Origin of the sequence: Alkalihalophilus lindianensis (assembly GCF_032843265.1) — a bacterium.
Classification (GTDB): Bacteria; Bacillota; Bacilli; order Bacillales; family Bacillaceae_D; genus Alkalihalophilus; species Alkalihalophilus lindianensis.
The window spans coordinates 27,611-54,474 of record NZ_JAWJBA010000009.1 but is presented as its reverse complement, the minus strand read 5'-3'; the positions used below and the strand labels follow the sequence as shown (position 1 = coordinate 54,474).

The window sequence follows — 26,864 nt, the reverse complement described above, 5'->3', positions numbered from 1 at the left end:
GCACCCAAGCAGAGTATCTTTTCTTACATATAGTAATCGTGTAAGTGACTTTCCAAATAAAAGGAGGAAAAAACAATGTGGAACAATAACTGTTGTCGATATTCGGATTCTTATGGTTATGGACGAGATAAAAATGGGTGCAATTGCGATACCTTTTTTAAAGATATCTCACGTGGTGAAGAAGTAAAGGTGTATCTAAAAGGTGGCGGGATTGTATTTGGCGAGTTTATTGATACTCGTGGAGATTTAGTTTTTCTAGCAAGAGCTGAGTGTCATGATCATAAAGACCATCATCACAAGCGCTGTGAGAGAAGAGATAAAGTGAGGATTATTAAAATCTGTTGTGACGATATCGTTGCAGTAGAGGTATAATCGTCACCTGAGAATGGTGTAGCTGGCCGGGTCTAGTTGGTTCCAATCAAGAGGCTAACTGACCTTTTCTAACTACCATCCCTCCTCGTTTGTTTCATATACTAACGATTGCGAAGCCACTCTTGAGAAAGAGGGGCTTTTCAACATTTCAAACAGCTTAAAATAAGGCCATTAACGTATCACCCATTTTAATAATCTCAACCCTTTCACTTCAAATGCTTTCTTAGTCATATCAAATTTCAATTAACACATTTTCTAATATATTACTCCATTTGCTCGAATTAATTGCAAACTTGAACGAATTAACCGCTACCTTTTCCGAATCATCAATAAACATGTTCGAATAAATGCCCCACTACTACCATTTCACATAAAAAAACAAGCTGTCTGCCTACAACAGCTTGGTTCACCACTTAATTTCCTTAAATCATCTCTTTTTTTCCCATTTGAAGAATATTGTAGACCTCTTCTTCTACTAATGGGAACTTTATCTCCCACTTCATAATTGTATTTGTTATTGCGATAACATCATACAAAAAAGCATCAGAGATTTATTACTCTGATACTTAATAGCTCTATTCAATTTCCGTCTTCCATTTTGGACTTCCTGAACCGTTCCTCCCTATTTCTTTCTTGGCAATATAGGAATGGAAGAAAAATTCAAATACACCCATAACAGCAGCGGCGACAAGAGCTGTTATGGCCATGGCTCCAATTGAATAACCATATGCTATACCCATTAGCCAAATAACAACAAATGCCAATCCCCCGTCTGATGCGGTGGCAATCTTATTATTCGTTTTAGGCAGAATGATTAAATCCCCTGCTATATAAGATCCTATACCTAACACAAGGGTAATGAACAGGACATATTCAAACGCCATTCCAAGCCCTAGACCAAGTACCAAGTATAAAAGGACTAGTGTTGCTACTCCTTTGATGAGTAACGTTTTGACATGTTCCATCTTTATCTCCTCCTTGTATTTTTTTTGGCTTATTGTTCTTTACACTGAGAGAAGAATATTAAAACATTTTAATATAAATTGGTTCAACAAATGGTCCATTATGGAAAATGGAAATCATCTCGTTAGCATTAAACCTTAACATGGGATAAACAACCACCAAATTTCACATCCTATAGATAGCAGGAGGTGAGATCATCATGGCTAACCAACAAAACCAAAACCAAAACCAAAATCAAAATCAAAATCAACAACAAAACAACCACAACCAGCAGCAAAATCATAATGTCGCTCAAAGCATTAAGAACACAGCAGGTTCTGCATTTGAGACCATGCATAATGCTTTAGAAGCAACAGAAAACATTGCAATGAGTGCTGTTGACGGAACAAAAAATGCAGTAAACAAAATGACTGGACAAAACAAGAAGCACCAAAACAACAACCGTACTAATCAATAAAAAATAGGAAGACGCCTATTACTGGCGTTTTCCCCTCTTTGGAAAAAGTGTCCTTCTATACATAATAGAGGTGAACTCCTCTGTCTTTTACAGAAATGATGATTCGTTGTGTAATAACCTTCATCATCGTCTACACTCTTTGTAGAATATTAGGAAAAAAATAAATTTCACAAATGACATTTTTTGATTTTGTTGCAAGCATGACGTTAGGGTTGATTACCGAAACCTTACTTCATATTGGTAGAAAAGCGAACAGTGCCAGACACTGTTCGCTTTTTTTATCATTAATAATGTACTAATTGCAGTTTTAATAATTTCATAACTTCATACAAGGCCACCCAATCATGAGGCCTTCAACATTTTCCAATATCTTGCTCCATTTGCCGAATTATTGCTAAGTTTCGTCGAATTATCACTGAGTTTCGTTGAATTATCACTGAGTTTCGTTGAATTATTCGCTACCTTGTTCGAATCAGGCATAAATTTGTTCGGGTAAATACCACCGCTGCTATTTCACTTTGTCCGCTCACCTCAGCTTGATTTTTTCCTTTTGCTGACGCATGCCTGATTGAGCATCTTGTTCTAAAAAGCTTTAATATTAATTTTGTAAAATATATTCGTCACAATGTTAATTATATATTGCATAATATAAAATATATTGTACAATAAACAATATACAAATTCTGGAGGTGTTTGAGTTGGCGTTATGGAAGAAGAAGCCTGTCGATGAACGTGTGACGAATATGCAAAATAAGATTTACCGAGAAATTTATCATCTTGTGATGCTGATCGCGTTAGTCTCAGTCGTGGTAAAATTTATGACAATCGAAGTAACTATGCAAGTCGTATTAACTGAATTTCTCATTCTGCTTGGTGCCTCTATCTATTATTTAGTCAGAGCTACGACACTCGGGATCTATTCGGATGAAGTAGAATTACATGATACCCATAGTAAAATGAAAAGAAGCAAGAAGAATTTCTATGGTGGTCTTGCTTTTGGTGTTATCTTTGCGCTCATTTTCGCAACGAACAGTGCCATCAACTATGCAGAGGGCACCCAGCAAGCCATTAATTATTTTGCTCTCGTATTTGGTGTTTCCCTAATTATCTACGCTCCTTTTTTTATTTTATTTATATGGGTAACTCATACGGCTGCCAAAAAGAAGAGTGATCAAATCAATCAACAGCAATTAGATGAAGATGAAGGCAAGTGATGGGATGAAAAATATAAAATTAAAAATGGCTCGTATTGAACATGACCTTTCCCAGGAAGACTTGGCTAAAAAAGTGGGCGTCACAAGACAAACAATTGGTCTTATTGAAGCTGGGAAATACAACCCTACGTTAAATTTATGCCTTGCTATCTGTAAGACATTAGATAAAACATTAGATGAATTGTTTTGGAAAGAATAAGACATTAATCATAAGAATACACAACGAGCGATTACTGAATATGGTAGTCGCTCTTTCTTCTATAAATAATAGTTAGAATGGTAAGAAATTTCCGGTTGTTCTGGCAGTGTGGCTTTGTTACTATAAGTAGGTTGAAAATTTTTTTATTTTAAAACAGTAAAGTAAAGAAGTAGGAGTTGAAAGGGTTGGAAACGCAAAACGAACAATGGTCGTCTAAGATAGGATTTATTTATGCGACGGCAGGTACAGCAATCGGTCTTGGAGCGATTTGGAAATTCCCTTATGTAGCGGGAACGAGTGGTGGAGGCGCCTTTTTCTTATTATTTATTTTGTTTACTCTGTTAATTGGCTTGCCGCTTTTAATAGGTGAATTCATCCTTGGTCGTCATACCGGAAAAGATGCCATATCAACATACAAAGAGCTAGCTCCAAAATCAACATGGGTAGCAACAGGCTGGATTGGTGTCATCACATGCTTTATTATTCTTACGTTTTATAGCGTAGTTGGTGGCTGGATTTTGATCTATTTAGCCAACGCCATAACAGGGCAACTATCTGGTTTAAGTGTTGATCAACTTGGGGTTCAATTAGGAAATAGTATTGCCAATCCATATGCGACATTGGCTGCACAATTACTATTTATCTTATTTACAGTACTAGTTGTATCTAAAGGAATTCAAAAAGGAATTGAGCGAGCAAGTAAACTGATGATGCCTGCATTATTTATCCTGCTAATCATTATCGCCATCCGATCTCTTACCCTAGAGGGAGCGATGGAGGGTGTACAATTCTTATTGATGCCTGATCTATCAAGCATCACATCAGAGACGATCTTATTTGCACTCGGACAGGCTTTATTTGCTTTATCACTTGGGATCTCGATTATGGTTACGTACAGTTCCTACGTGCCAAAAACGCAAAGTTTGCCGCTCGCAGCTGGTTCAATTGGGATCATGAACATTTTTGTTGCTCTTTTAGCTGGGTTAATTATTTTTCCTGGAGTGTTTACATTTGGTCTTGAACCGAGTGAAGGTCCGCAATTAATTTTTGTCGTCCTTCCAGCAATTTTTGAACAGATGCTATTTGGGCAATTTTTATTAATCGCCTTTCTTGTGTTATTTTTGTTCGCAGCACTTACGTCGGCATTTTCACTACTAGAAATCATCGTTGCATCACGAGTGAAAAAAGATTCGACCAAACGCGTAAAAGCAAGCTGGATAATAGGACTATCAGCATTTATATGCGGCATTCCTGCTTGTTTATCATTTGGAGTGATGGCAGATGTAGAGATCTTCGGCCGGACCTTCTTTGATGCAGCTGATCAATTAGCGAGTAATATCTTAATGCCTTTAGGGGCCCTATTAATCTCATTGTTTGTTCCACTTAAAATGTCTAAAACGACACTATTTAATGAATTAAAACAAGGTTCTTCAGTGGGGTCTAAGCTATTTATCGCTTGGTATTTCCTTTTAAAATATGTAACACCATTTGCGATCATCATCGTATTTCTTGATGCTATTGGGCTGTTTTCATTTTGGAGATAACGAAGGAATAATGACTAAAGAGAATGCAGCTACTGCATTCTCTTTTTCGTTTCCCACGACACAAACTTGCATGTATTAATCCCTTTCAGATTCTACGCATGAGCACTCTCCCTTTCAATCATCCTCTCCTACTCTACTCACAAAAAACAATTGACAGCTTTCTCAGTTGGTTTTATAGTAATACTCATAAATGATATTGATAATTGTTTTCAGTTAGACGGAGGGATTGGAGGATACATACAATGAACCGCTTATATACAGATGATTTGAGTATTGGTTACGGTGAGAAATTGATTGTGAAAAACTTGACTACAGAGATTCCTGATAAGAAGATCACAACGATTATTGGCCCGAACGGCTGCGGAAAATCGACGTTGTTAAAAGCGATTACGAGGGTGATCTCCTCACAATCTGGTAACGTCATTTTAGATGGCGAAAGTATTTTCACGAAAAATACGAAGGAGCTTGCCAAACAAATGGCTACGTTGCCGCAAACGCCTGAGAGTGCAAGCGGTTTAACCGTTGCCGAGCTTGTCTCATATGGTCGCTTCCCTTATCAAAAAGGATTTGGTCGACTAACAAAAAAAGATATTGAGAAAATTGATTGGGCTCTAACCGTCACAGGAACGATTGACTATAAGTATCGTTCGGTCGATGCCTTATCCGGTGGTCAACGTCAACGCGTTTGGATTGCGATGGCTCTGGCTCAAGACACCGAGATCATTTTTCTGGATGAGCCGACGACTTATCTCGATATGGCGCATCAGCTAGAAGTCCTTGAGCTTTTGCAACAATTAAACAAAGAACAAGGTCGGACGATCGTGATGGTGCTTCATGACTTGAATCAAGCTGCTCGTTTTGCTGATCATATCATTGCCCTAAAAGATGGTGAGATCGTTCAATCAGGTTCATGTGAAGAAGTGATTCGAAATGACGTATTGCAAAAGGTGTTCGGCATTGATGCCCTCATCGGCCGAGATCCTATCACCAATAAACCAATGTGTGTCACATATAACTTAATCAAAGGAGAAACCAACCATGAAAAAAACAGTCATCATTCCGTTCCTTATGCTCTTAGTGCTAGTTATTAGTGCTTGTGGCAATAACTCAGAGAAAACAGCAACAGCAGAGGAAGAACAAGCAGAAACGTTTACGTATGAATCAGAAAATGGCCCGATTGAAGTCCCAGCTGACCCTCAGCGTGTCGTTGTTTTAGCCGCTTTTAATGCAGGAAGTGTTATGGCACTCGATGTGAATCTTGTCGGTGTCGATTCTTGGGCCAAAATGAACGAGCGTTACGCGCCTTATATTGAAGATGCTGAGGAAGTAACAGATGAGAGCTTAGAGAAAATCATCGAGCTTGATCCAGACTTAATCATTGCTGCTCCAACAAGCAATAACCTTGATAAATTAGGTGAAATTGCCCCGACGGTTACGTATACGTATGGTGAATTGGATTACCTATCACAGCATGTTGAAATCGGTAAGTTGTTAAATAAAGAAGAAGAAGCACAAGCTTGGGTCGATGATTTTAAAGAGCGTGCACAAGCTGCTGGCGTAGAAGTAAAAGAAAAAATTGGGGAAGATGCAACGGTCACCGTCATGGAGAACTTTGATAAACAGCTTTATGTATTTGGCGATAACTGGGGCCGTGGAACAGAAATTCTTTATCAAGAAATGAAGCTTGAGATGCCTGAGAAAGTGAAAGAAATGGCGTTAAATGAAGGCTACTACGCACTATCAGTTGAAGTATTACCAGAATACGCAGGGGATTATATGATCGTTAGCTCTGATGGGGTCGATACGGCTTATCAAGAAACAGAAACATACAAGAACATTCCTGCTGTAGCGAATGAGCGTGTCTTCACAGCGAATGCATCTGAGTTTTATTACAATGATCCGATCACGCTAGACTTCCAATTAGACTTTTTCACAGAGAGTTTTCTAGGTAGCAACTAATCCATTGGGAGGAATCTTCGTAGATTCCTCCTATTACTTTATATAAGAAGAGATGAGAGCCATGATACATACAAATCGATTAATGACATCTAAATTATCCCTGTTTCTCCTTGCAACAGTGGGCTTAGTCGCGCTCTTTTTTATGTCGATGGTCTTTGGTGCGGCTGAAGTAACCGTGCGTGAAGTATGGGCGGCACTCGTGACGAGTGCAACCGGAGATCAACTTTCGATGCTGCGTGAGATCCGCTTCCCACGTGCGGCTGCTGCTATTTTTGTTGGAGCAGCCCTTGCCGTATCGGGTGCCATCATTCAAGGATTGACACGAAATCCGTTAGCTGATCCAGGACTACTTGGCATTACAGCTGGCGCCAACCTCGCACTTGCGATTACGCTTGCCTTTATTCCTGCTGCGAACTACTTTGGATTGATGGTTGCCTGTTTTATCGGAGCCGCTGTTGGTACGGTAATGGTACTGAGTATTGGGGCTGCTCGAAAAGGTGGCTTCTCTCCTTTTCGAATTGTCTTAGCTGGTGCTGCCGTCACTGCCTTTTTAACAGCGATTGCTGAAGGGATTGGCATTTTCTTTAAAATTTCTAAGGACATTTCAATGTGGACCGCTGGTGGATTGATTGGTACCTCTTGGGGTCAGCTTCAAATTGTCATCCCCTTCATAGTAGTAGGAATTCTCATTGCGATCTTCTTATCAAAACAACTTACGATCCTCAGCTTAAGTGAAGAAGTTGCAGTCGGGCTTGGTCAGCATACAACGAAAATTAAAGTGATGCTGTTTCTAGTCATCATTGTGCTAGCAGGGGCCGCCGTTGCTCTTGTTGGAAATATGGCGTTCATTGGCTTAATGATCCCCCACATCGTGCGTACGGTCGTTGGGACCGATTATCGCTATGTGTTGCCGATGTCCGTGATCTTCGGTGCTGGATTTATGTTACTTGCAGACCTAGTCGGCAGAACGATCAGTGCGCCCTATGAAACGCCAGTAGCAGCTATCGTGGCGATTATCGGACTACCATTTTTCCTCTTTATTGTACGAAAAGAAGGGAAGGCATTTGTATGATTCATCCTAGTCTTATTCGAAAACAACGACTCATTATCGCGATCTTATCCGCTCTGATTGTGGGAACCTTTGTGATTGGTGCCGGAATCGGTCCTTCCCCTCTCCCGTATGACCGCATCCTCCCTACCTTAATTGGTCAAGGCGAATTTAAAGAGGAATTTATTTTGTTTTCCGTCCGGTTGCCAAGGATCATCATCACCTTGCTCGCTGGAATGGCCCTTGCTCTATCAGGTGCGATCTTACAAGGGATCACGCGAAATGATTTGGCTGATCCTGGTATCATCGGGATCAACTCGGGTGCAGGGGTTGGGGTGGCCGTCTTTTATTTATTTTTCCCAGTAAGTGATGGCAGCTTTGTCTTCTTACTACCGGTCGTTGCTTTTGTCGCAGCCCTACTCACAGCGATTGCGATTTACCTATTCTCGTATAACCGAAAGACTGGGCTTGAGCCTGTGCGCTTAGTCTTAACGGGGGTTGGATTTTCGATGGCTTTATCAGGTGTAATGATCTTGCTCATTTCATCTGTTGATCCATTTAAAGTCGATTTTATTGCGAGGTGGCTTGCAGGAAATGTATGGGGTGCCGACTGGCCGTTTATTTGGGCGATTCTCCCTTGGCTGGTTGTGTTAATCCCGTTTACTCTTTATAAAGCAAACCGGCTGAACATCATGGGGCTTGGCGAACCAGCTGCCATTGGTGTTGGTATTCGATTGGAGCGTGAACGCTTTGTTCTTCTTTTAACGGCTGTCGCGCTTGCCTCATCTGCGGTTTCGGTTACGGGCGGGATTGCGTTCATCGGATTAATGGCTCCCCATATCGCAAAAGCCCTTGTAGGACCTCGCAACCAGCTCTTTATTCCAGTAGCCGTCCTGCTTGGCGGATGGCTATTAATAGTTGCGGATACGGTCGGACGAAACTTAGTCGAACCTAATGGGATTCCAACAGGGATTATGGTGGCCTTGATTGGTGCACCTTACTTTATGTATTTATTAATGAAGAAATAAAGCAAACAAAGAGGTTGGGACATAACAAAAGTAGTTAACTGGGATCCCGAATAAAGCGATGAATGAGTGGATGAAATAGACGTAGGCTCCTGCAGGATGATAAAGCCAAAGGTGAAATCCCGTAGTGCCATTGCACGAGGAGGCTCTCCGGCTTCCTGCGGAAAGCGAAGTCTATTTCAGGAACGGCTTATGTCCACATCTATCACTATTCGGATTTTCATTTAGTTAAATCACTTTTGTCCCAGCCTCTTCTTCTTATTGTTGATGAACAAGCTCGCTGTATTCTTTTAAAAGGTGATCCCGTGCTTCATTCGCACGCTTTTTCAGGCTTTCTAAGTCTACATTAAGCAGTTTCCCCTCTTTTTTGACAGCCTTACCTGCTACATAAACGGAATCAACATTGGCTGGATTTGTACATTGAACCACTGTACCAATAGGGTCATTAATAGGGAAGGTATTCAAATCGGTTGTGCGGACCATGATGAGATCGGCTTGTTTTCCTGGCGTTAATGTGCCGACTTTATCTTCAAGCATAAGAGCCCTAGCCCCTTCTATTGTCGCAAACTCTAGCACATCCTGAGCTAAGAGGTGAAGGTCTGGTCCAGGCATGACTCCTTTGTCTAGTTGCTGTTGATTGACTCTTGCTCGCTCCGCTTGTAGCGTAAATTTCAATTGGGCAAATAGGTCTCCTCCTGTAGAGGTGACCACATCGACCCCTAGTGCTGGCCTCACGCCATTTTCAAGTACCAATCCTGTTGCTGGGTAGCCATGCCCCATCATCATTTCCACTTCAGGAGTGACCGAGACACTGCCGCCTTTTTCGGCTAATAGCCTCATTTCCTCTGGACTGACTGCATTCGCATGAACGAAATTTAAGTCGCGGCCTAATAAATTGGCTTCATTTAACCTTTCAATCGAACGAGCAGTGGAGCCCCATGTCCCAAATCCAAGATGCATGCTACATACAGCATCTAATTCACGGGCTAACTTGATCTCCTTGACACTTGTCTCCCACGCGCTAAACTCTGGTCCTCTAATGGCTAGGCCCATCGTTAACAGTTGATCACGGGATGAAAAATGTCTCTCCTTGATCTTGCGTGCATCATCGGCATTATCAATCGTACTTTCTGCATTCCAATACTCGGTATCACCAGGACAACCGTGCGCAAAAACGGCCCTGATCCCAGCATCATCCAAGCCTCTAATCATCTCTTCTGTATGATCAGGTGAGATAATCATCGACCAATCGAGCATCGTTGTGACTCCGGCATCTAAAGCTTCCAGTGCGCCTACCAAATTAGCAATATAATCATCTTGTGGACGGCGTAAGGATCCATATCCTCCATAATAGATTTTACTGAGGTAGGTTTGTAATGACCAATCTGCCCCAATATTGCGAATAATCGACTCCCATGTATGTCTGTGCGAATCAACCAACCCTGGCATCACGATCATACCCGTTGCATCAATGACTTCACAATCCTCTGCCTCTATCGTAGGCTTCACATCAACAATAATTGATCCTTCGATCAGAATATCCGCTTTTTCAAAGTTTCCGAGTTTCTTATCTAAAGTGAGAACGGTACCACCTTTAAAGAGTTTCCTCATATCCATCACCCCTTCTAAAGATCCTAACCTTTCTCAATACCTTCTTCCATTCCTATCCAAACATGGAAATGGTATTAATGTGTTTATATGAGTCATCTCACCATAGCGATCATGTATGAGAAATAGCCCCCCTCATGCAATCAGCTTTATGTTCAAGCAGATGTCATCCATCGGCTAAAACAGTATTGTGTAAATAAAATAGGCTTGCCTGAAAAAGTTCAGGCAAGCCTTCTATGAAATTTCTTAAACTTACTAGATACTATTAGACGAGCAGTGGAATAATCAACCCGGCTAAGAGAAGAATGAGTGCTCCACCAAGTCTTGAAGCTATTTGTGCAAAAGGCATTAATTGCATTCGTTTAGCTGCAGATAGAACGGCGACATCCCCGGTTCCGCCCATATTTGCCATACAAAGACCTGCTGATATCGCTGACTCGATCGGATAAAATCCAACTAAACGTCCAAGTAATGCTGCACCTAAAACAGCACCGAAGACAACCCCAGCAACAAGTAAGATATACTGCATGCTTAATGCGGATAAGACTGAATTAAGATCAGTGAAAGCTACACCGATTCCAAATAACAAAGCAAGTGTCCATGTTTTTGCGACAAATTGATACCACTGGCTTGCTCCTTCTACTACCGCTTCAGGTATAAGATCTAGTATTTTCACTAATGCGACTAAAATGATCATCAATGCATAAGGGTGAAGCGGTATAAACGCTCCTAGAAGATGTCCACAAGCAAAGAATAATAGAGCAGCTAGGAGACCTATGCCCATTTTAGAAATATCAAAGCTAGATTTCTTTTCCTCGATTTTAAAACCTGGAATCAACTGGCCATTCCCAGATAAGGACGGCATTTTATTTCCAAGTGAGTTTAATAAGCTTGCAAAAATAATCGCGAATACATTTCCTAGCGCTAATGCTGGTACAAGGATCGAAATATAATAGCTCGGGGGATTTCCTAAAAACTCTGAATAGACTTGCGCCATCGGAATCGCACCAGCCCCCATACCTCCTCCTAAGATCGGCAGAGCAATGACTAAGACTGCATCTTGAACGGAAAAGCCAATGAGAAATCCTACGATACCGGCAATCAACATCGCACCGATCACTGCACCAAAAATCGGCACAAAGTAACGTACACCAATCTTCATTAATACTTTTGAATTCATTCCTAGTATACTACCTGTGATTAAGGCAGCAATATAGAAATCAAGAAATCCACCGGTTGTCATAAACTCGTCTACACCAGTTATCACACTCTCAGGCAATAACCCCGCATACACCATGTAAGCTGAGCCGAAAATAGCAACAATCGCTCCTCCGCCTAAGTAAGACTTAATAATCGGTAGACGATCACCCAGCCACCCAAGCGCTTCCCCTAAGACGACCATCACCAGCAGACTGCCAATCATGCCAGCTGGTAGATTTCCTGTATAGACCGTTACCAGTGTAATAGCTAAAAAGATTGAAAACCAAAACAGGGGCAGCCCCATAACCGTCGTTTGTGCTTTTCTTTTTTTCTCATACACTTTCAGTTCGTTGGTCGACAATTCCCTTGATTGAAGGTTCTTAGCTGATTCTCCCATCTCCTAAACTCCTCTCTACTCTGCTCACCTTTTAGCTAGTTTGCATAACCTTTTTATTCGTTTTAAGTGCTTCATCTTCTACCGCTCTTGCAACCACTTTTGCCACTTCTTGATTGAGTGCATGCGGGATCACATAATCTGCAGCGAGCTCTCTTTCTGGAATGACTTTAGCAATCGCGTAGGCTGCAGCAATCTTCATTTCAATCGTAATATCTGCTGCTCCTGAATCAATAGCTCCTCTAAAGATCCCTGGAAATGCTAATAGATTGTTAATTTGATTTGGATAATCAGAACGGCCTGTGCCGATCACTGTTGCTCCTGCACGAAGAGCCTCTTCTGGATATATTTCTGGAATTGGATTTGCCATCGCAAAGATAATAGGGTTCTCTGCCATCATTTCGACTTCTTCTGCTTTTAGGGCAGCCGGTCCTGACACACCAATAAACACATCTGCTCCTGCGATTACATCTCTTAAACTTCCCTTAACATGGCGTTTGTTCGTTACGTCCGCCATTTCTTTTTGACTTGGATTCAGCCATGACTCTCCCTCACAAACAACCCCTTCTAAGCTGACAAGGGTCAAATCACGAAAGCCTGCTTCAAGTAGTAACTTTGCAACGGAGATCCCTGCTGCTCCTGCTCCGTTTATGACTACTTTGACATTGTTCATATGCTTTTTAACCACTTTTAAACTGTTCAAAAGCCCTGCTAACACAACAATGGCTGTCCCGTGTTGATCATCATGAAAAACAGGGATATCCAACTCTTCTTTTAATCGTTTTTCAATCTCAAAACAGCGCGGTGCGGAGATGTCCTCTAAATTAATTCCGGCAAAAGTCGGTTGGAGCGCTTTCACAATAGCGATAATTTCCTCGACCTCTTTTGTATCTAAACAAATAGGGATGGCATTAATACCTGCAAACTTTTTAAACAACATGCTTTTGCCCTCCATTACAGGCATCGCTGCTCCGGGTCCGATATCACCAAGCCCTAAGACAGCGGTTCCATCTGTGACAACGGCTACTGAATTTCCCCTTGATGTGAGTGAATTCAGTTCTTGAGGGTTTTTCTCAATTTCCTTACACACATCGCCTACTCCTGGTGTATAAACAAGACTTAGGTCAGATTCAGTAAGAATGTCTACTTTGCTCACCATTTCAATTTTTCCGTTATTTTCTCTATGTAATCGAATCGCTCTATCACGAAGATTGCTTTCAGTCATGAAGTATTCCTCCTTGGTGTAATCGGTTTCAATGATCTTAAACCTAAGTCTATACGGATCCCATTAAGTCGAATAGTTTATGAAAGATAAGTAACCTTTTGTAATTAAAAAAAGCAGCCACAAAGGCTGCTTACACTAAATCTTGAAAGGTCGATTTCGTTAAATTTCTGTTTACATACACATAAAAAGGTCTCCCAATCGCCCCGTAAGTCATTCTTTCAGCGAGGGCTCCGATCTCTTTTAAATACTTAATATACTTTCTCACCGAAACACGTGAGATTTGAACGGCTTCTGCAATTTCATCGGTTGTAAATGATTCACTTTCTTTTTCAATGATTGCAGCTACAATTACCTGCAATGTATTAGGCGTTAGCCCTTTTGGAAGAGACATATGCTTCTTCTCATTTTGATGAAGAATTCTTGCATCCAACTCCTCTTGTTGTAATGACTGCTGAGCACTGAGGATGCTGTGTTTTTCGCGGTAGGTGGTCAGCGCTTTATTAAACCGTTCAAATTCAAATGGTTTTATAATGTAATCCACTGCCCCGTATCTCAATGCCGTTTGAATACTATCTACATCATCAGCGGCGGTCACGAGGATGACATCGACATCATACTCTGTCTCTTTACGTATATATTGCAGCAAATCAAGTCCGTTTTTCCCAGCCATATAAATATCAAGAAGCAACAACTGCACTTCATTTTCCTCTAAAAGACGCTTCGCTTCATCAAATGATTTTGCCAGACCGATAAGGTGAAACCCCTTAACTTCCTGCAAATATTGTTTATTAAATGCTGCTACCATTGGATCATCGTCTAGAATAAGTACGTTAATCACCGTCATTCTCCTCTGTTTGATAAGGTATGTCAATCATGATCGTGGTTCCTGCCCCTACGACCGTATCAATCGTCAAGTGACCTGAGAGCTCATCTATGCTTTCTTTCACATTAGCTAAACCGTAACCGCGGCCATCTCCTTTTGTTGAATAGCCTTTGCTGAATATTTCTTTAAGTTGCTCAGTTTCAATCCCCGGCCCCGTATCCTTCACCTTCATTTGCAATGTGTCTCTTTGTATCGAAAGGTTTACTTCTACTTTTTTAAATGGGGAACCCTCAACAGCTTCGATCGAATTATTGATGACATTACCAAGGATTGTAATGACCTCATGAATGGTTTCTGCTTTAGCTGGTTTGCGTATAGGTGTATCACTCTTAATCGTTAAAGTCACACCACATTCCTTTGCATAGCTTAGTTTACCTAAAAGAAAACCTGATAAGACTGGATCTTGCACATGTTGAATTTGACTGATTTCATGATCTTTGTGGTCGACTAATTTTAGGATGAATTCCTTTAATTGATCATACGCTCCAATCCGCAACATCCCTAAGATAACATGGAGATTATTTTTCACCTCGTGCGATTGCGAACGTAGTGCTTCGACGTATAGTTTCACTCCTGTTAATTGCTGCGCAAGCTCCTTCACTTCCGTTTTATCACGCAAGGTTGAGATTGCTCCAACAACGTTAGATTCAACCATCAGCGGAGCACGATTCACAATAAAAGTCATTTCATTAATCGTCAGCTCATCACCAAGCTCCGCTTTGCCGGTCTTTAAAACCCGTTCAAGCCCTGTCATCGGAAGGAATGCAGCAATCTCTTTACCAATCGGTTCTTCAAATAGTCCTGCCTTCTTTAATAACTTTCTAGCTGATTTATTCACAAGGGTTATTTCGCCCTTTTGATCAACAGCAATGATTCCCTCATGGACTGATTGCAACATCGCATCTCGTTCGCCTAATATACTTGCGATCTGCTCTGGTTCAAGTCCAAATAATGTCTTCTTTATGTACCTCGCAATAAATAAGGCTCCTATTAATCCTGCAATCAATCCAAGCAGCGATCCAAATAAGATATTTTTGTGATTCTGGTCAATGATCCGCTGGATATGCTCAAGCGAAATTCCAACGACCACTGCTCCAATTTGTTCCCCAGCTTCGTTCAAGACTGGTGTAAAGGATCTGAGGGAGGTCGTTAATGTCCCTTCTGAGATGGAACTGTACTCTTGATTTAAAAATACATCAGCTTCATCGCCGCCTTCGAATGGTTCGCCGATGAGCTCCGCGTTAGGGTGTGAGTACCTGATGCCATTCATGTCTAATACGACTACAAACAGCACATCAGCTGACTCCTGAACCCCGTTGGCGTATTCCTGCACCACATCGGCCTCTTCATTTAGTAAGCCGTTCTGAACAATGTCAGAATCAGCGACAATCCGCGCTGTAGTAAGTGCCTTTTCTTCTTCATACCGCATACTGTTCTCATTGATCGACCTTGAGACTAGGAGGTCAGTTATGAACAAGGATAACAAAACCACCGTGCAAACGAGCAGTAAGATCACAGTACGAAGCTTTAATTTTTTCATGACCATTATGAATCCTTCTTTCCAAACTATCATTAGTTGATATTGTAACGGTTGTTTCTTTTTTTAGAAAGATTCGATAAAAAATTTTTTGATCACCTGTACGTTCTACTACTGTTTTTGACATAGAAACCTTATAAATGAGTTTCTATTGTTTGCCTAGTCACGTACCTTTTTTTCCTACATTGGAAATGACTACATGAGTCCTACTACCTGACTGCGTCTTTCTAACAAAATCGTATCACGCCATACACCGTTCATTTTGCCGATCCGTTCAAGCCGGCCCACTTCTTTAAACCCACATTTTTTATGTATAGCAAGGCTTGCTTTATTTTCTGGAAAAATGCCAGATTGTAAGGTCCAAAACCCATTCTGCTCACTCCGTTCAATTAAGGACTCCAGCAAGAATCGGCCCACCCCTTTGCCTTCATGGTATTCGCCAACATATACACTCACTTCCGCCACACCGGCATACACACAACGGCTTGAAACAGGGCTCAGTGCCGCCCATCCTACTACGACTTCATTTAAACGAGCAACTAGGCGACCCTCTGTATCATGACTACAATCCCACTCTTCAAAGGAAGGGGCATCTTGTTGAAAAGTAGCATGTCCACGCGCAATCCCCTCCAAATAAATTGATTTTACGTGTTCCCAATCTTCAGGGAGCATTTTTTTAATCACTAGATTCGTCTCCATAGGACCTTCACCCTTCTATTTGTATCGTTCATCTTTTAAAGTTGAGTAGATCTCATGATTCTTATGAAAGATGAACACGTCTTTTTCTTTCGTAAAACCAATTTTCTCAGCCACCCGAATCGACGGTTCATTCCTAGGATCAATTATACTCATTAATTTATTGATATTTAATTGATGAAAACCGTAGTCTCTGCAGGCCTTAGCTGCTTCTGTAGCGTATCCTTTTGACCAATGGGTTTTATGAATGTGGTAACCAATTTCGACTTCCCTTATCCCGTCTACCACTTGGGAAACAAGCCCGCAGTCTCCTATTAGCTCGTTATGCCCTTTCAAGCAAACGGCCCACAACCCAAAACCATCCTCTTGATATCTCAGTTGATTTCTTTTCACCCAATCTTCTACTTTTTCATAGCTAAATGGCGCTGGGTAATAGTGCATCGTTTCAGAATCAGAGAAGATCGTATAAAGAGCAGGAATATCATCTTCTGTAAACGGCCTTATGATCAACCTTTCTGTTTCTATTCTGATCATTATTTTTTGTCCCCCTGCCGATAAATGTAAACAAAAGATCCCTTTGTCTATACCATCGGGATCTTCGTTTAAATGTCTGTTTATTTTTTTACCCGTGTCACCGTCATGCCATCGCCGATTGGAACGAGAATGGATTCCAATTGAGGGTGATTCGCTACCGTGACATTAAATTGCTTCATAAACTCAGTATACTGTCTAGGTTTAGCGGCCTCGTCAGCTACACTACCACCCGCAAGAACATTATCTGCAACGATGATTGCATCGGGATTTGCCAGCTTAATGCAATACTCAAGGTAATTTCCATAGTTTTCTTTATCAGCATCAATAAAGAAGAAATCGAATGTCTGCTGATCACCATGAAGCTTTTTAAGACTTTCTAATGCTGGCCCAGTCAAATAAGAAACCCGATCACCAAAGCCATCTTTTGTTAGGTTGCTGTGTGCCAACTTTGCATAACTTTCCTCTAATTCAAGGGAGGTTAATTTCCCTTCACTCCCGAAGCCTCTCGCGATCCATATGCCGCTATAGCCCCCAAGAGCTCCAATCTCAAGGACATCCTTCGCCCCAGAAAGTGAGATCAGCATGCTGAGAAACTTTCCAGAAGAAGGCGATACGGAAATCGAAGGCATCCCATTTTCCTTAATCGAAGAAATCACTTCCTCCATAAGTTGATCTTGTTTATGAAAGACTGAATCTATGTATTCGTTTATTTGTTTCATGGATGTTCATTCCTTTCTGTTCGCAAATTAGATGCATTACGTCTATTGATTCTATAAATCCTTTAGCAAGTCCTTCCCAGAATACCTCTCCTCTTTTTTGGCATGCTATAGAGGATTAATAAAAAGGCGGGTGACTTAGATGTATTTTTACAGAGAAGACTTAATTAATATGATTGTACCAGATAAGCCAGATCCTCATGCTGCTAAGGTGCTACAAGAAGCTCTTGGCGGTCAATTTGGCGAAATGAGAACGTTGATGCAGTTCTCTTTCCAAAGCGCCAATTTCAGAGGAAAAGCGAAACAATATCGCGACCTTATTAGAGGGGTATTTTTAGAAGAACTCAGTCATGTTGAACTCGTTCAATCGACCATTAATCAACTTTTAAATGAATCTGGTGGTGATATGCCCGGCAATCAGGCCTCTGATGGTGCTCCATTAGATGATGTCATCCAAGCTGGCGCAAATCCACATCATTATATTATGGGAGCTAAGTCTTCACTACCGGTTGATGCAGGCGGTAACCCGTGGAATGGTTCGTGGGTTTATGACCATGGAAATTTAGTCGCCAATCTCCTAAACAATGTCGTACTTGAGTCTACCGGTGTTCTTCAGAAGTCAAGAATTTACGAAATGAGCAATAATAAAACACTAAGAGAAACCATTGCTTTCTTAATTGTGAGAGATAATGCCCATCAGAACGCGTTTGCAAAGGCATTAGAAACACTAGGTGTCGATTGGGGTAAACTATTTCCGATTCCCAATTATGATCTAAATAAATACCCTGAATGCCGTAAGTATGTAGAGATGGGCTTCCATAATGCACAATTCAACTTCCGCTTAGATGATACACGTATGGGGGAGATCTTCCAAGGTACCACTCCAAGTAGAAATGGGGGCGAATTATCAGTCACAGCCCCGCCAAAAGGGTATCCAGTTCCAGAAATGCCTGATATGCCTAATGAGCATGCCCCAGGTCTTAATGATCTTAATAATTAATTTGATTACGCCCTTATTTTTTAAGCGCGTTTTATTATGGATTCAAATGGACTCATAATATAAAAATCGGCACTCATCTCCCGGTGCCGATTTTACAAATTAACTTCTATTAAATTCATTTTTTTCTATTCCAACTTAATCGTTACTCGTTTCGTTACTTTACGAATAAGCAATAAGCCAATTCCAATTAAAATCAATGTGCCAAAAATCGATGCACCTAATGACATGTTTGGCATTGACATATTAAGATAGTTTGCTAATGGGTGGGTGATTTCTCCTGTCCATAACAAATCGGCTATAGACATATAGAAAATCGCGATCAAAATGAACCCGAAACCACCCCAGCCTCCGAATCGATAGAACCCTACAGCAATAATCCAGCCACCAATATAGTAGCATAATATAATCAAACTCAGTGAAACAACAGGCGCTATCCAAAATGAATTCGTATCAAGAAAAGCAACATGGCCATTTAACGGAGAATATGCTGTAAAGGTTCCAATCCACAATAGAATACCTGTTAAAATGGCTGAAATCATCATCAAGCTAAATGCTACTCCAGTAGCGGCGATTGCTGAACCTATAAAATAATCTTTACGAGTGAGACCGTTTCTTACAAAGTAACCTAAAAAGGCAAAACAAGAGATGATCCCGATAACGAGCATATAAATTTTAGATGGTTCATAAAAAAATGAGATAAAGCTTAAACCCATTTCTTCTACCTCAGGAACAAACTGTACAATAATGAGGTAAATGATAAAGGTGATCGGAATGTACCAAAGAGACCACTTCATTTGAATGTAAAATAAATCTAAAGATAATTTTGACGGATTATCGTTTGCTCTCATGATCGCCCTCCTCCTTATTCGTTAAATGGATAAATAATTCATGGAGAGAAACAGGACCAATTTCTAGATCTAGCTTCTCCGCTAGATTGTACTCGCTCTCACTGATCTCACCATAAGTCATCACCGATTTTGTGCCTCCAAGTTGTTGTGTACTTAGTTGATTCTTTCCTTTCACAAACTCATCGACTTGACTAGAATCACCGGTAATGGAGGCACCCCGGCTAATGATCTTGTCATATGGTTCATCTATTAACAAGTATCCACTATCCAACACTAGGACATGGTCAAATAAATATTCCATTTCAGATACCAGGTGCGTAGATAGAATCATGATTCTTGGATATCTGGCTTGCTCTTCCAGCACTTCTTTATAAAACACTTCCCTTGTTGGGGAATCCATACTAAGATACGCTTCATCAAAAATGGTTACCATCGAGCGACTGGCGAGTCCGAGTGTGACATTTAATGCAGATTGCATTCCATTAGAAAATTTATGAATTGGTTTATCTAGTGGAAGCTTGAAACGTGTCGCTAATTCCATTGCATATTGACGATCAAAGTTAGGTCGATAACGCTCAGAAAAATCAAAATAATCCTTTACCTTTTCATACTCATAACTGTAATCTGTTTCATAAATATAACTCACATTTGCCATGATTTTACGATTTTCAAACGGGTCTTCTCCTCCTATTTTTATCGTACCTGATGAAGGTTCCATAAATGAGGACAATAAGGAAAGCAAGGTCGTTTTACCAGCTCCATTTCGACCAATTAGTCCATAGATTAATCCTTGTTCAAGTGAAAAAGAAAGATCTTTAAGCACCTCAAAGTCTTTATAGTTCATCGAGACGTTTGTTACTTCCACATCAAAATTCAAAATGATCACGCTCCTTTAATTCCCTCATAATGGTTGTGATGTCATTCTCTGATAAGCCTAATCTCTCTGCTTCTATCAGCATTGGTGAGACATAATGATTCGCAAAGACTCCCTTTCGAATTTGAACTAGCTTTTCTTTTGCTCCCTCAGCTACAAACATCCCTACACCTCGCTTCTTGTATACAATGCCTTCTTCCACTAACAAATTAATCCCTTTGGATACCGTAATATGATTCACTTTATAAAATTGGACCATTTGCGTAGTTGACGGAATTTGTTCATGCTCTTTTAGTTGTTCTTTAAAAATTTGGTCTTCGATTTTTTCTTTAACCTGTAAAAAAATGGGCTTCTTATCATGAAATTGAGTCAACAGACACCACCGCCTTTCTATCTGGAATTGGTTGCGAATCCCTCTTCGTTATATGGTTATATAGTTATATATATAAGTATATGTGCTCTGTTTTAAATATGTCAATATTTTTTACACTTATGTCACTGCAAGGAGCATGCAGAAGAGTGCTTACATCATCACTATTAAGGTATTTAAAATAGCCTATAAATAAAAAAGAGGAATTCCTATAACTGGAATTCCTCTTTTTTATTAACTTACTCTCTGACCGCTTAAAACAAGTTGCTTAACCCTAATAATATCGTTAAATCACTCATAATAACTCCTTGTAAAGCATAAGTTTGCAGACAATCTACAACTAAATGGAAGAACAGGTTGATTATAAGCACAACAGACCCTATCAGAAAGCGGCATCAGGCCCGTTATTCGGGTGACTCTTACAAGCTTATTCAGGTTTATTTGGAACACTCGGGTCTAGAGTGAAATCAGGTTCATATCCTTTGTATCGCACTTCTGCCATCATTCCTGCATTTGCATGATGAAATTCATGACAATGGAACATCCAGATCCCAGGATTTTTCGCTTCAAATACAATTTCATACTCTTCCCCTGGTCTTACGTTTAACGTATCTTTAACGATAGGCGAGCCAGAAATTGGAGAGCCATCTTTTGACATCACACTGAAAAATTCACCATGTAAATGCATAGGGTGATCTACGTCTGTATCATTTACAATCGTTAACTTCACAACGTCCCCCTCTTCCACTTCATAGCTTTCATGATCCGGGAATTGCTTATCATTAATCGTGAAGGTTTCACCGTTGTCATTCGTTCCAAGGATCATATCGTACTCTTTTGTAACCGTACCATAATCCACCTCTTTTGATTCCCCGTACGAGGTCATATCAAAGAAGGAAGTACTTGTTTCAGAGCTCTGTAGATCACGCTCTTCATATCCCTCATAAATAACCGGAACGATTGCTTCTAATCTTTTTTGATTCTCTTCTGCAAAAATTTGAATTCCCCACGCGCCAGGATTTTCCATTTCTATTTCAATGTCATAACGTTCAGCAGGAGCAATCCGAAATGATGTATCGTTAATAGTCTCTGGTTCATTTACAGGCTGACCATCATAGTGAGTTATTTTAAATGAATGGTCAGGTATAGAAACGACTTGTGTAAAGAGTCCCGCGTTTACAAAGCGGAGTTTAACTTTATCACCTTCCTCAACTTGAACAGCTTCAATTTGAGGTGCCGTTTTCCCATTAATTAAAGGCGTATCATACATTTGATTCATCATTTCTGCATGAGTCATACCACCATCATTCATACCTCCATGGTCCATTTCTTCATTATTCATCTTTCCATGGTCCATACTCCCGTGGTCCATGCTTCCGTGATTCATATCTCCCATTCCCATAGAAGACCATTCATCAATTACAACGACTTCATCAACATCGTACGTTTCCCCGTCATTCGGTTCTACAATAAAAACCCCATAGAGCCCCTTATCCACTTGTCTAGCACCATCTTGATGTGAGTGATACCAATAGGTTCCGGGGATGTCTGCTTGATATTCATAAGTGAATGTTTCACCAGGCATAATAGCATTTTGCGTAATGCCAGGCACCCCGTCCATTTCATTTGGAACCGGGAACCCATGAAGATGCAGAGCCGTTGGTTCATCCAATGCATTTTCTACATTTACAAGTACTTTGTCTCCTTCTTGCACTCTTATCTCTTCACCAGGTAAGCTTCCATTGTATGTCCATGCATCATCCATCACTTCATCATTGAACATCCAATGGGTTTCTTCTACCCTAAGATCGAAGACCTTCTCTCCATCCTCATTTACTTCTGCTTGAATGGTTTGTTCCTTTTCTTCTTGCGGTTCTTCATGGCCCATTGTCGAATGATCAACAGACTCATTGGAGCAGCCTGCAATGACGATTGCTAAAGCTGCCGCCAACCCGGTTACAGTAAGCTTTCTACCCATTTTTCATTACCCCTTTTACAAATGGTTTTTCGGTCTCTTACAAAATCAATATAAACGAAAAATATTTAGAAAGTATGAAGATCAAAAGGAGAGTGGAATTAGATACAAAAGCACTATATGCAGCATCTAAACATTCACTTTCTTTAGTAGTAACGATTCATCATTTTCTGCAATAAAGATATGAAACCGATCTCCTTTACGTATCCGTGCTCGTTTAATGATCTCTGAAGGTATACGAATCGATCCATTTTCACTAACAACCATTTTATTATCGAATGTAGAGACTGAGTCTTGTTGGATTTTTATATCATTGGTTCCTGGCAATAAGCGAATCGTTACAATCATTCCAGGTAAGATAAGTAATTTACTTCTTATTGAGTTTGGAAGAGTGATATCCTGTCTGCTATTAAGCTTACAAAATAAGTTGGTATCTATTTGCATCAATTATTACACCTCATATATTAATATAATGATCAAGTATAAAGGGTAAATATTTAGAAAGTATGAAGAAAGGAATGCCTCTTAAAAAACAGCAAAAAAAAGTAGCTGGGTCTTATTCAGACCACAGCTACTAGACATTATTGATTTGTATCCAATTATACACTGGCCATGTATTGCTTTCATGAGATTAAGATCATGAATGTTCTCCGTGTTCAGTCTCTGTTTGCGGATGATCATCGTGCAGATCCCCTCTCTCAAACGGGTCTTCCCCGGTGATAAAACCATATCCCACCATAACAAGCGCCACATAGACAACACCCACTAACGCCCAGTTTCTTTTACTGCTCATAATAGGCTCCTCCTATGTTACTTAGTAAATTTCACCTTCTGCAGCCGTAACGCGTTTAAGACAACTGAAACCGAACTAAACGCCATTGCAGCACCTGCTACCCAAGGTGCCAGCAGCCCAATAGCAGCAATGGGGATAGCTGCTGTATTGTAGATAAAGGCAAAGAATAAGTTTTGTTTAATATTTCTCATCGTTTTTCTACTCATGTGGATGGCATCTGCTACACTGTTTAAATCGCCACGCATTAACGTAATATCTGCGGCTTCGATTGCTACATCTGTCCCTGTTCCAATAGCCATTCCAATATCTGCTACAGCCAGCGCTGGGGCATCATTAATCCCATCCCCTACCATAGCGACTTTCTTTCCTTGCTTTTGAAGCTTTTCAATTTCTGCACTTTTTTGTTCTGGAATGACTTCAGCAATTACGTTAGAAATACCGACTTGTTTGGCGATTGCTTTTGCTGTGCGCTCATTATCGCCAGTAAGCATAATCACTTCAAGCCCTAGATCAAGCATTCGGCTGATCGCTTCTTTTGACGTTTCCTTTACTGTATCTGCAACTGCAATGACTCCAGCAAATTCTTTCTCTATGGCAATTAACATCGCTGTTTTACCTTCGTTCTCAAGCTCCGCCATTAAAGAGTCTGCATTCTCCATATGAATTGAGTGTTGATTCATTAACTTTCTTGTTCCTGCAAGAATTTCCTTATCATCGACAATAGCACGAATACCATAGCCAGGTATTGCTTCAAAGTCACTTGAATCACTAAGGGATATCCCTCTCTCCTTAATTCCATTTACAATTGCTTGCGCTAGGGGATGCTCAGAATTTTTCTCCGCAGAACCAACGAAATACAATACTTCTTTTTCATCAAAGCGACCTGAAACAGAAACATTCGTAAGTTCCGGTTGACCTTTTGTAACGGTTCCTGTTTTATCTAATACAACGGTTTGAATCACCTGTGTATTTTCTAAGTGTTCTCCACCTTTAAATAATAATCCCATTTCCGCAGCGCGCCCAGAACCCGCCATAATGGAGGTTGGTGTAGCAAGCCCCAAGGCACACGGGCAAGCTATGACTAAAATAGAAATCGTCGGAATTAGCGCAGAACGGAAATCTCCTGGTGTAACGACAAAGTACCAAATCAAAAACGTAGCAATGGCAATGACCACTACGACTGGTACAAATATTCCTGATACTTTGTCTACCATACGTTGAATATCAGCTTTTGATCCTTGAGCCTCTTCAACTACTTTAACAATTTGAGAAAGAGCTGTATCTTTTCCTACTTTAGTTGCTTTTACTTTAATCGATCCATTTTTATTGATTGTAGCTCCAATTACCGGGTCGCCAATACTCTTATCAACCGGAATACTTTCACCAGTAATCATAGATTCATCTAACGCAGATCGCCCCTCTAAAATCTCACCATCAACTGGGACTTTTTCTCCTGGTTTGATCACGACTGTATCTCCTGCCATCACTTCTTCAACAGGAAGTTCTACTTCTTCTCCGTCTCGAATAACTCGAGCTGTTTTTGCTTGCAAGCCTAGCAGTTTTTGAATCGCTTGACTTGTTCTACCTTTTGCACGTACTTCAAACAACTTCCCTAACACAATCAAGGTAATGATAACCGCAGCAGCCTCAAAATAGAGTTCAGGCATTCCTTGACTGCCAGCTCTCATCCATTCCCATCCTAAATAAATGCTGTAAAAATAAGCCGCACTCGTACCAAGAGCCACTAATACATCCATATTGGCACTCTTGTTTTTGAGAGCCTGGTAAGCCCCTTTATAGAACTGAGCTCCTACGATAAATTGAACAGGTGTGGACAGCGCTAATTGCACCCATGGATTCATGAACATGCCTGGCATATATAAAAAAGCAGTCAGCTCAAAATGAGTTACCATCGTCCATAGCAATGGTAGGGTTAAAATCGCCGAAAAAATAAATTTCCCATATTGTCTATCTATTTCTTTTTCTTTATGGTCGACCGTTTCTCTCGTTTCCTGCTTAGGAATTAAACTGAAGCCTAATTTTTTAATGACTTCACTCATTTCATTTGGTTTTACAACACGATCATCATATTCCACCGATAGAGTCTCTAACGCAAAGTTGACGTTGGCCGCTGACACACCCTCAAGTTTATTCATTCTTTTCTCAATACGGTTGGCACAAGCAGCGCAGGTCATGCCGGAAATATCAAACTCTGTCTTGGCATGAATCACTTGATACCCTAGCTTTTCTATTTTAGCTTCAAATTCTTTTGTATCCACTACAGAAGAATCATACTTGATCGTTGTTCTTTCAAGGGCAAAGTTGACGTTAGCTTCTTCCACCCCCTCCATTCTTGATAATCCTTTTTCCACTTTATTGGCACAGGCCGCACAGGTCATGCCCGCTATATTTAACGAAACTTCTTTTTGTTCCAACGTAAATCCCACCTAACCTCTATACCCCATATAGGTATATTTTTTTGAGAAAATAATCGTGCTCCACTAGTAAGCACGATCATCCTCTCAACTCGCTATTTATACAACATCATACCCTTGATCTTCAATGACTTCTTTAATCTTATCAAGGTTCACTTCATTGTCATTATAAGAGATTTCAACTTGACCTTTATCCAAAGTAACCTTGACAGAGTTTACCCCAGTCAATTCGCCTACACTTCCTTCAACTGAATTTACACAATGCCCGCAAGACATTCCTTTAACTGTTAGTGTTTCTTGTGTCATATTTATAACCTCCAGTAATGATATAAGTAACCTCAACACCAATATACTATACACGGGTATAGTATTCAAGTAATAAAAATATATCAAGTAATTTCTCAGAACAGATATGCGTTCTCTCTCCCCTGTTCGCTCTTACTTTGATATCTTGAGTTGATGCTGATTACGTGATTCATTAAAGCATCTTTTTCATAACACCCATTAACTCATCAATGGCCTCTTCGCCATTATTATTTTTAATAGCACCTGCCACACAATGACGAGTATGATCCTCTACAAGCCCTAAGGAGACTTTATTAATAGCAGCTTGAATAGCTGATATCTGTGTCAGAACATCTACACAATAACGATCATTTTCAATCATATTATGAATGCCTCTCACCTGGCCTTCAATACGTTTTAGTCTGTTTAATATTTGTTGCTTATTAGGTTGGACTGTTTTCTTAGGTTCCATAACCATCCTCCTCATACGTATACCCCGTAAGACTATTTTAACACAGGATTAGGGAAATTCCTAATGTACTGAATGCAGATACTAGCTTGCATATAAGCGGGTTGGACCTCCTTTAACCTTTGCGGACCATCTATCAGAAGTAACTAAGAACTACTCTCTCACGTCAGATTACGTTCTTTTCTATAAGTCATTAACCCTACCAGTCGTTAGTTTTTTTAACATTATATGGTATTAATCA

The 26,864-nt window shown here is 40.4% G+C and carries 29 protein-coding genes; 10 read left to right on the top strand and 19 right to left on the bottom strand.

Features of this window, described 5'->3' with window-relative positions:
* Positions 1 to 75 precede the first annotated feature (75 nt).
* Positions 76 to 372, top strand: a complete 297-nt coding sequence (locus RYX56_RS19000; RefSeq protein ID WP_317123620.1) for a hypothetical protein — start codon at positions 76 to 78, stop codon at positions 370 to 372.
* 575 nt (positions 373 to 947) lie between these two features.
* Here RYX56_RS19000 and RYX56_RS18995 read toward each other — a convergent pair.
* A complete protein-coding gene (locus RYX56_RS18995) occupies positions 948 to 1,337 on the bottom strand; it encodes a YndM family protein (protein WP_317123619.1) in 390 nt (129 codons plus the stop codon).
* Between the two features lie 197 nt (positions 1,338 to 1,534).
* Between RYX56_RS18995 and RYX56_RS18990 the strand changes: the two genes are divergently transcribed.
* The gene (locus RYX56_RS18990; RefSeq protein WP_317123618.1) at positions 1,535 to 1,792 is read left to right on the top strand and encodes a hypothetical protein; all 258 of its coding nucleotides are present in this window, start codon (positions 1,535 to 1,537) and stop codon (positions 1,790 to 1,792) included.
* A 342-nt stretch (positions 1,793 to 2,134) separates the two neighbouring features.
* On the opposite strand, the gene RYX56_RS25840 is transcribed toward RYX56_RS18990, so the two are convergent.
* Positions 2,135 to 2,272, bottom strand: a complete 138-nt coding sequence (locus RYX56_RS25840) for a hypothetical protein (protein ID WP_369293554.1) — start codon at positions 2,270 to 2,272, stop codon at positions 2,135 to 2,137.
* A 218-nt stretch (positions 2,273 to 2,490) separates the two neighbouring features.
* On the opposite strand from RYX56_RS25840, the gene RYX56_RS18985 reads away from it, so the two are divergent.
* The 7 genes from RYX56_RS18985 to RYX56_RS18955 all read left to right on the top strand — a co-directional run bounded on the left by RYX56_RS18985 (position 2,491) and on the right by RYX56_RS18955 (position 8,784).
* The gene (locus tag RYX56_RS18985; RefSeq protein WP_317123617.1) at positions 2,491 to 3,006 is read left to right on the top strand and encodes a DUF6773 family protein; all 516 of its coding nucleotides are present in this window, start codon (positions 2,491 to 2,493) and stop codon (positions 3,004 to 3,006) included.
* Between the two features lie 4 nt (positions 3,007 to 3,010).
* Positions 3,011 to 3,205 (top strand): helix-turn-helix transcriptional regulator, encoded by a 195-nt coding sequence (locus RYX56_RS18980; protein WP_317123659.1) that lies wholly within the window; start codon positions 3,011 to 3,013, stop codon positions 3,203 to 3,205.
* 185 nt (positions 3,206 to 3,390) lie between these two features.
* On the top strand, positions 3,391 to 4,749 hold the full coding sequence (locus RYX56_RS18975) for a sodium-dependent transporter (RefSeq protein ID WP_317123616.1): 1,359 nt from the start codon (positions 3,391 to 3,393) through the stop codon (positions 4,747 to 4,749).
* Positions 4,750 to 4,991: 242 nt separating this feature from the next.
* On the top strand, positions 4,992 to 5,840 hold the full coding sequence (locus RYX56_RS18970) for an ABC transporter ATP-binding protein (protein ID WP_317123615.1): 849 nt from the start codon (positions 4,992 to 4,994) through the stop codon (positions 5,838 to 5,840).
* Positions 5,788 to 6,708 carry an iron-hydroxamate ABC transporter substrate-binding protein gene (locus RYX56_RS18965; RefSeq protein WP_317123614.1) on the top strand — a complete coding sequence of 307 codons (921 nt, stop codon included), beginning with the start codon at positions 5,788 to 5,790 and terminating at the stop codon, positions 6,706 to 6,708. The genes RYX56_RS18970 and RYX56_RS18965 overlap by 53 nt, the downstream gene beginning before the upstream one ends.
* Positions 6,709 to 6,790: 82 nt before the next feature.
* The gene (locus RYX56_RS18960) at positions 6,791 to 7,780 is read left to right on the top strand and encodes a FecCD family ABC transporter permease (RefSeq protein ID WP_317123658.1); all 990 of its coding nucleotides are present in this window, start codon (positions 6,791 to 6,793) and stop codon (positions 7,778 to 7,780) included.
* A complete protein-coding gene (locus RYX56_RS18955) occupies positions 7,777 to 8,784 on the top strand; it encodes a FecCD family ABC transporter permease (RefSeq protein ID WP_317123613.1) in 1,008 nt (335 codons plus the stop codon). The genes RYX56_RS18960 and RYX56_RS18955 overlap by 4 nt, the downstream gene beginning before the upstream one ends.
* A 255-nt stretch (positions 8,785 to 9,039) precedes the next feature.
* Here the strand turns inward: RYX56_RS18955 and RYX56_RS18950 are convergent, their stop codons facing one another.
* From RYX56_RS18950 to RYX56_RS18915, 8 genes are all read right to left on the bottom strand, one after another.
* Entirely contained in the window at positions 9,040 to 10,392 is a 1,353-nt protein-coding gene (locus RYX56_RS18950; protein WP_317123612.1) for an amidohydrolase family protein, read from the bottom strand.
* Between the two features lie 262 nt (positions 10,393 to 10,654).
* Positions 10,655 to 11,986, bottom strand: coding sequence for a 2-hydroxycarboxylate transporter family protein (locus RYX56_RS18945; RefSeq protein ID WP_317123611.1), 1,332 nt, complete (start codon positions 11,984 to 11,986; stop codon positions 10,655 to 10,657).
* 31 nt (positions 11,987 to 12,017) lie between these two features.
* On the bottom strand, positions 12,018 to 13,208 hold the full coding sequence (locus tag RYX56_RS18940) for an NAD(P)-dependent malic enzyme (protein WP_317123610.1): 1,191 nt from the start codon (positions 13,206 to 13,208) through the stop codon (positions 12,018 to 12,020).
* 130 nt (positions 13,209 to 13,338) lie between these two features.
* The gene (locus RYX56_RS18935; protein WP_317123609.1) at positions 13,339 to 14,046 is read right to left on the bottom strand and encodes a response regulator; all 708 of its coding nucleotides are present in this window, start codon (positions 14,044 to 14,046) and stop codon (positions 13,339 to 13,341) included.
* Positions 14,039 to 15,637 carry a DcuS/MalK family sensor histidine kinase gene (dcuS, locus tag RYX56_RS18930; protein ID WP_317123608.1) on the bottom strand — a complete coding sequence of 533 codons (1,599 nt, stop codon included), beginning with the start codon at positions 15,635 to 15,637 and terminating at the stop codon, positions 14,039 to 14,041. The genes RYX56_RS18935 and dcuS overlap by 8 nt, the downstream gene beginning before the upstream one ends.
* 186 nt (positions 15,638 to 15,823) lie before the next feature.
* Positions 15,824 to 16,327, bottom strand: a complete 504-nt coding sequence (locus tag RYX56_RS18925; protein WP_317123607.1) for a GNAT family N-acetyltransferase — start codon at positions 16,325 to 16,327, stop codon at positions 15,824 to 15,826.
* 15 nt (positions 16,328 to 16,342) lie between these two features.
* The gene (locus RYX56_RS18920) at positions 16,343 to 16,858 is read right to left on the bottom strand and encodes a GNAT family N-acetyltransferase (RefSeq protein ID WP_317123606.1); all 516 of its coding nucleotides are present in this window, start codon (positions 16,856 to 16,858) and stop codon (positions 16,343 to 16,345) included.
* A gap of 80 nt (positions 16,859 to 16,938) precedes the next feature.
* Entirely contained in the window at positions 16,939 to 17,577 is a 639-nt protein-coding gene (locus RYX56_RS18915) for an O-methyltransferase (RefSeq protein ID WP_317123605.1), read from the bottom strand.
* A 139-nt stretch (positions 17,578 to 17,716) separates the two neighbouring features.
* Here RYX56_RS18915 and RYX56_RS18910 point away from each other — a divergent pair, with 139 nt between their 5' ends.
* Positions 17,717 to 18,574: a manganese catalase family protein gene (locus tag RYX56_RS18910; RefSeq protein WP_317123604.1), complete on the top strand. Its 858-nt coding sequence runs from the start codon at positions 17,717 to 17,719 to the stop codon at positions 18,572 to 18,574.
* Positions 18,575 to 18,699: 125 nt separating this feature from the next.
* Here the strand turns inward: RYX56_RS18910 and RYX56_RS18905 are convergent, their stop codons facing one another.
* The 9 genes from RYX56_RS18905 to RYX56_RS18865 form a co-directional block, all read right to left on the bottom strand.
* Entirely contained in the window at positions 18,700 to 19,422 is a 723-nt protein-coding gene (locus RYX56_RS18905) for a hypothetical protein (protein WP_317123603.1), read from the bottom strand.
* Positions 19,406 to 20,299 carry an ATP-binding cassette domain-containing protein gene (locus RYX56_RS18900; protein WP_317123602.1) on the bottom strand — a complete coding sequence of 298 codons (894 nt, stop codon included), beginning with the start codon at positions 20,297 to 20,299 and terminating at the stop codon, positions 19,406 to 19,408. The genes RYX56_RS18905 and RYX56_RS18900 overlap by 17 nt, the downstream gene beginning before the upstream one ends.
* Entirely contained in the window at positions 20,289 to 20,672 is a 384-nt protein-coding gene (locus RYX56_RS18895) for a GntR family transcriptional regulator (RefSeq protein WP_317123657.1), read from the bottom strand. Before RYX56_RS18895 ends, RYX56_RS18900 begins: the two co-directional genes overlap by 11 nt.
* A gap of 421 nt (positions 20,673 to 21,093) precedes the next feature.
* Positions 21,094 to 22,644, bottom strand: coding sequence for a multicopper oxidase family protein (locus tag RYX56_RS18890; RefSeq protein ID WP_317123601.1), 1,551 nt, complete (start codon positions 22,642 to 22,644; stop codon positions 21,094 to 21,096).
* A 126-nt stretch (positions 22,645 to 22,770) separates the two neighbouring features.
* Positions 22,771 to 23,085, bottom strand: coding sequence for an AbrB/MazE/SpoVT family DNA-binding domain-containing protein (locus RYX56_RS18885; protein ID WP_317123600.1), 315 nt, complete (start codon positions 23,083 to 23,085; stop codon positions 22,771 to 22,773).
* A gap of 193 nt (positions 23,086 to 23,278) precedes the next feature.
* Complete coding sequence (locus RYX56_RS18880; protein ID WP_317123599.1) at positions 23,279 to 23,434, bottom strand: hypothetical protein; 156 nt, start codon at positions 23,432 to 23,434, stop codon at positions 23,279 to 23,281.
* Positions 23,435 to 23,451: 17 nt separating this feature from the next.
* Positions 23,452 to 25,869: a heavy metal translocating P-type ATPase gene (locus RYX56_RS18875; RefSeq protein ID WP_317123598.1), complete on the bottom strand. Its 2,418-nt coding sequence runs from the start codon at positions 25,867 to 25,869 to the stop codon at positions 23,452 to 23,454.
* Between the two features lie 99 nt (positions 25,870 to 25,968).
* On the bottom strand, positions 25,969 to 26,175 hold the full coding sequence (gene copZ / locus RYX56_RS18870; protein WP_317123597.1) for a copper chaperone CopZ: 207 nt from the start codon (positions 26,173 to 26,175) through the stop codon (positions 25,969 to 25,971).
* Between the two features lie 172 nt (positions 26,176 to 26,347).
* Entirely contained in the window at positions 26,348 to 26,626 is a 279-nt protein-coding gene (locus RYX56_RS18865; RefSeq protein WP_317123596.1) for a metal-sensitive transcriptional regulator, read from the bottom strand.
* Positions 26,627 to 26,864 lie beyond the last annotated feature (238 nt).

What these genes read in the sequence shown, in the direction of transcription:
- RYX56_RS18940 (WP_317123610.1), bottom strand. Translation starts at nt 13,208, where the DNA reads ATGACTGAAAGCAATCTTCGTGATAGAGCGATTCGATTACATAGAGAA.
- RYX56_RS18890 (WP_317123601.1), bottom strand. Translation starts at nt 22,644, where the DNA reads ATGGGTAGAAAGCTTACTGTAACCGGGTTGGCGGCAGCTTTAGCAATC.
- RYX56_RS18865 (WP_317123596.1), bottom strand. Translation starts at nt 26,626, where the DNA reads ATGGAACCTAAGAAAACAGTCCAACCTAATAAGCAACAAATATTAAAC.
- RYX56_RS18955 (WP_317123613.1), top strand. Translation starts at nt 7,777, where the DNA reads ATGATTCATCCTAGTCTTATTCGAAAACAACGACTCATTATCGCGATC.
- RYX56_RS18925 (WP_317123607.1), bottom strand. Translation starts at nt 16,327, where the DNA reads ATGGAGACGAATCTAGTGATTAAAAAAATGCTCCCTGAAGATTGGGAA.
- dcuS (WP_317123608.1), bottom strand. Translation starts at nt 15,637, where the DNA reads ATGGTCATGAAAAAATTAAAGCTTCGTACTGTGATCTTACTGCTCGTT.
- RYX56_RS18995 (WP_317123619.1), bottom strand. Translation starts at nt 1,337, where the DNA reads ATGGAACATGTCAAAACGTTACTCATCAAAGGAGTAGCAACACTAGTC.
- RYX56_RS18950 (WP_317123612.1), bottom strand. Translation starts at nt 10,392, where the DNA reads ATGAGGAAACTCTTTAAAGGTGGTACCGTTCTCACTTTAGATAAGAAA.
- RYX56_RS18945 (WP_317123611.1), bottom strand. Translation starts at nt 11,986, where the DNA reads ATGGGAGAATCAGCTAAGAACCTTCAATCAAGGGAATTGTCGACCAAC.
- RYX56_RS19000 (WP_317123620.1), top strand. Translation starts at nt 76, where the DNA reads ATGTGGAACAATAACTGTTGTCGATATTCGGATTCTTATGGTTATGGA.
- RYX56_RS18920 (WP_317123606.1), bottom strand. Translation starts at nt 16,858, where the DNA reads ATGATCAGAATAGAAACAGAAAGGTTGATCATAAGGCCGTTTACAGAA.
- copZ (WP_317123597.1), bottom strand. Translation starts at nt 26,175, where the DNA reads ATGACACAAGAAACACTAACAGTTAAAGGAATGTCTTGCGGGCATTGT.
- RYX56_RS18885 (WP_317123600.1), bottom strand. Translation starts at nt 23,085, where the DNA reads ATGCAAATAGATACCAACTTATTTTGTAAGCTTAATAGCAGACAGGAT.
- RYX56_RS18965 (WP_317123614.1), top strand. Translation starts at nt 5,788, where the DNA reads ATGAAAAAAACAGTCATCATTCCGTTCCTTATGCTCTTAGTGCTAGTT.
- RYX56_RS25840 (WP_369293554.1), bottom strand. Translation starts at nt 2,272, where the DNA reads ATGCCTGATTCGAACAAGGTAGCGAATAATTCAACGAAACTCAGTGAT.
- RYX56_RS18970 (WP_317123615.1), top strand. Translation starts at nt 4,992, where the DNA reads ATGAACCGCTTATATACAGATGATTTGAGTATTGGTTACGGTGAGAAA.
- RYX56_RS18880 (WP_317123599.1), bottom strand. Translation starts at nt 23,434, where the DNA reads ATGAGCAGTAAAAGAAACTGGGCGTTAGTGGGTGTTGTCTATGTGGCG.
- RYX56_RS18980 (WP_317123659.1), top strand. Translation starts at nt 3,011, where the DNA reads ATGAAAAATATAAAATTAAAAATGGCTCGTATTGAACATGACCTTTCC.
- RYX56_RS18915 (WP_317123605.1), bottom strand. Translation starts at nt 17,577, where the DNA reads ATGAAACAAATAAACGAATACATAGATTCAGTCTTTCATAAACAAGAT.
- RYX56_RS18990 (WP_317123618.1), top strand. Translation starts at nt 1,535, where the DNA reads ATGGCTAACCAACAAAACCAAAACCAAAACCAAAATCAAAATCAAAAT.
- RYX56_RS18905 (WP_317123603.1), bottom strand. Translation starts at nt 19,422, where the DNA reads ATGAGAGCAAACGATAATCCGTCAAAATTATCTTTAGATTTATTTTAC.
- RYX56_RS18910 (WP_317123604.1), top strand. Translation starts at nt 17,717, where the DNA reads ATGTATTTTTACAGAGAAGACTTAATTAATATGATTGTACCAGATAAG.
- RYX56_RS18960 (WP_317123658.1), top strand. Translation starts at nt 6,791, where the DNA reads ATGACATCTAAATTATCCCTGTTTCTCCTTGCAACAGTGGGCTTAGTC.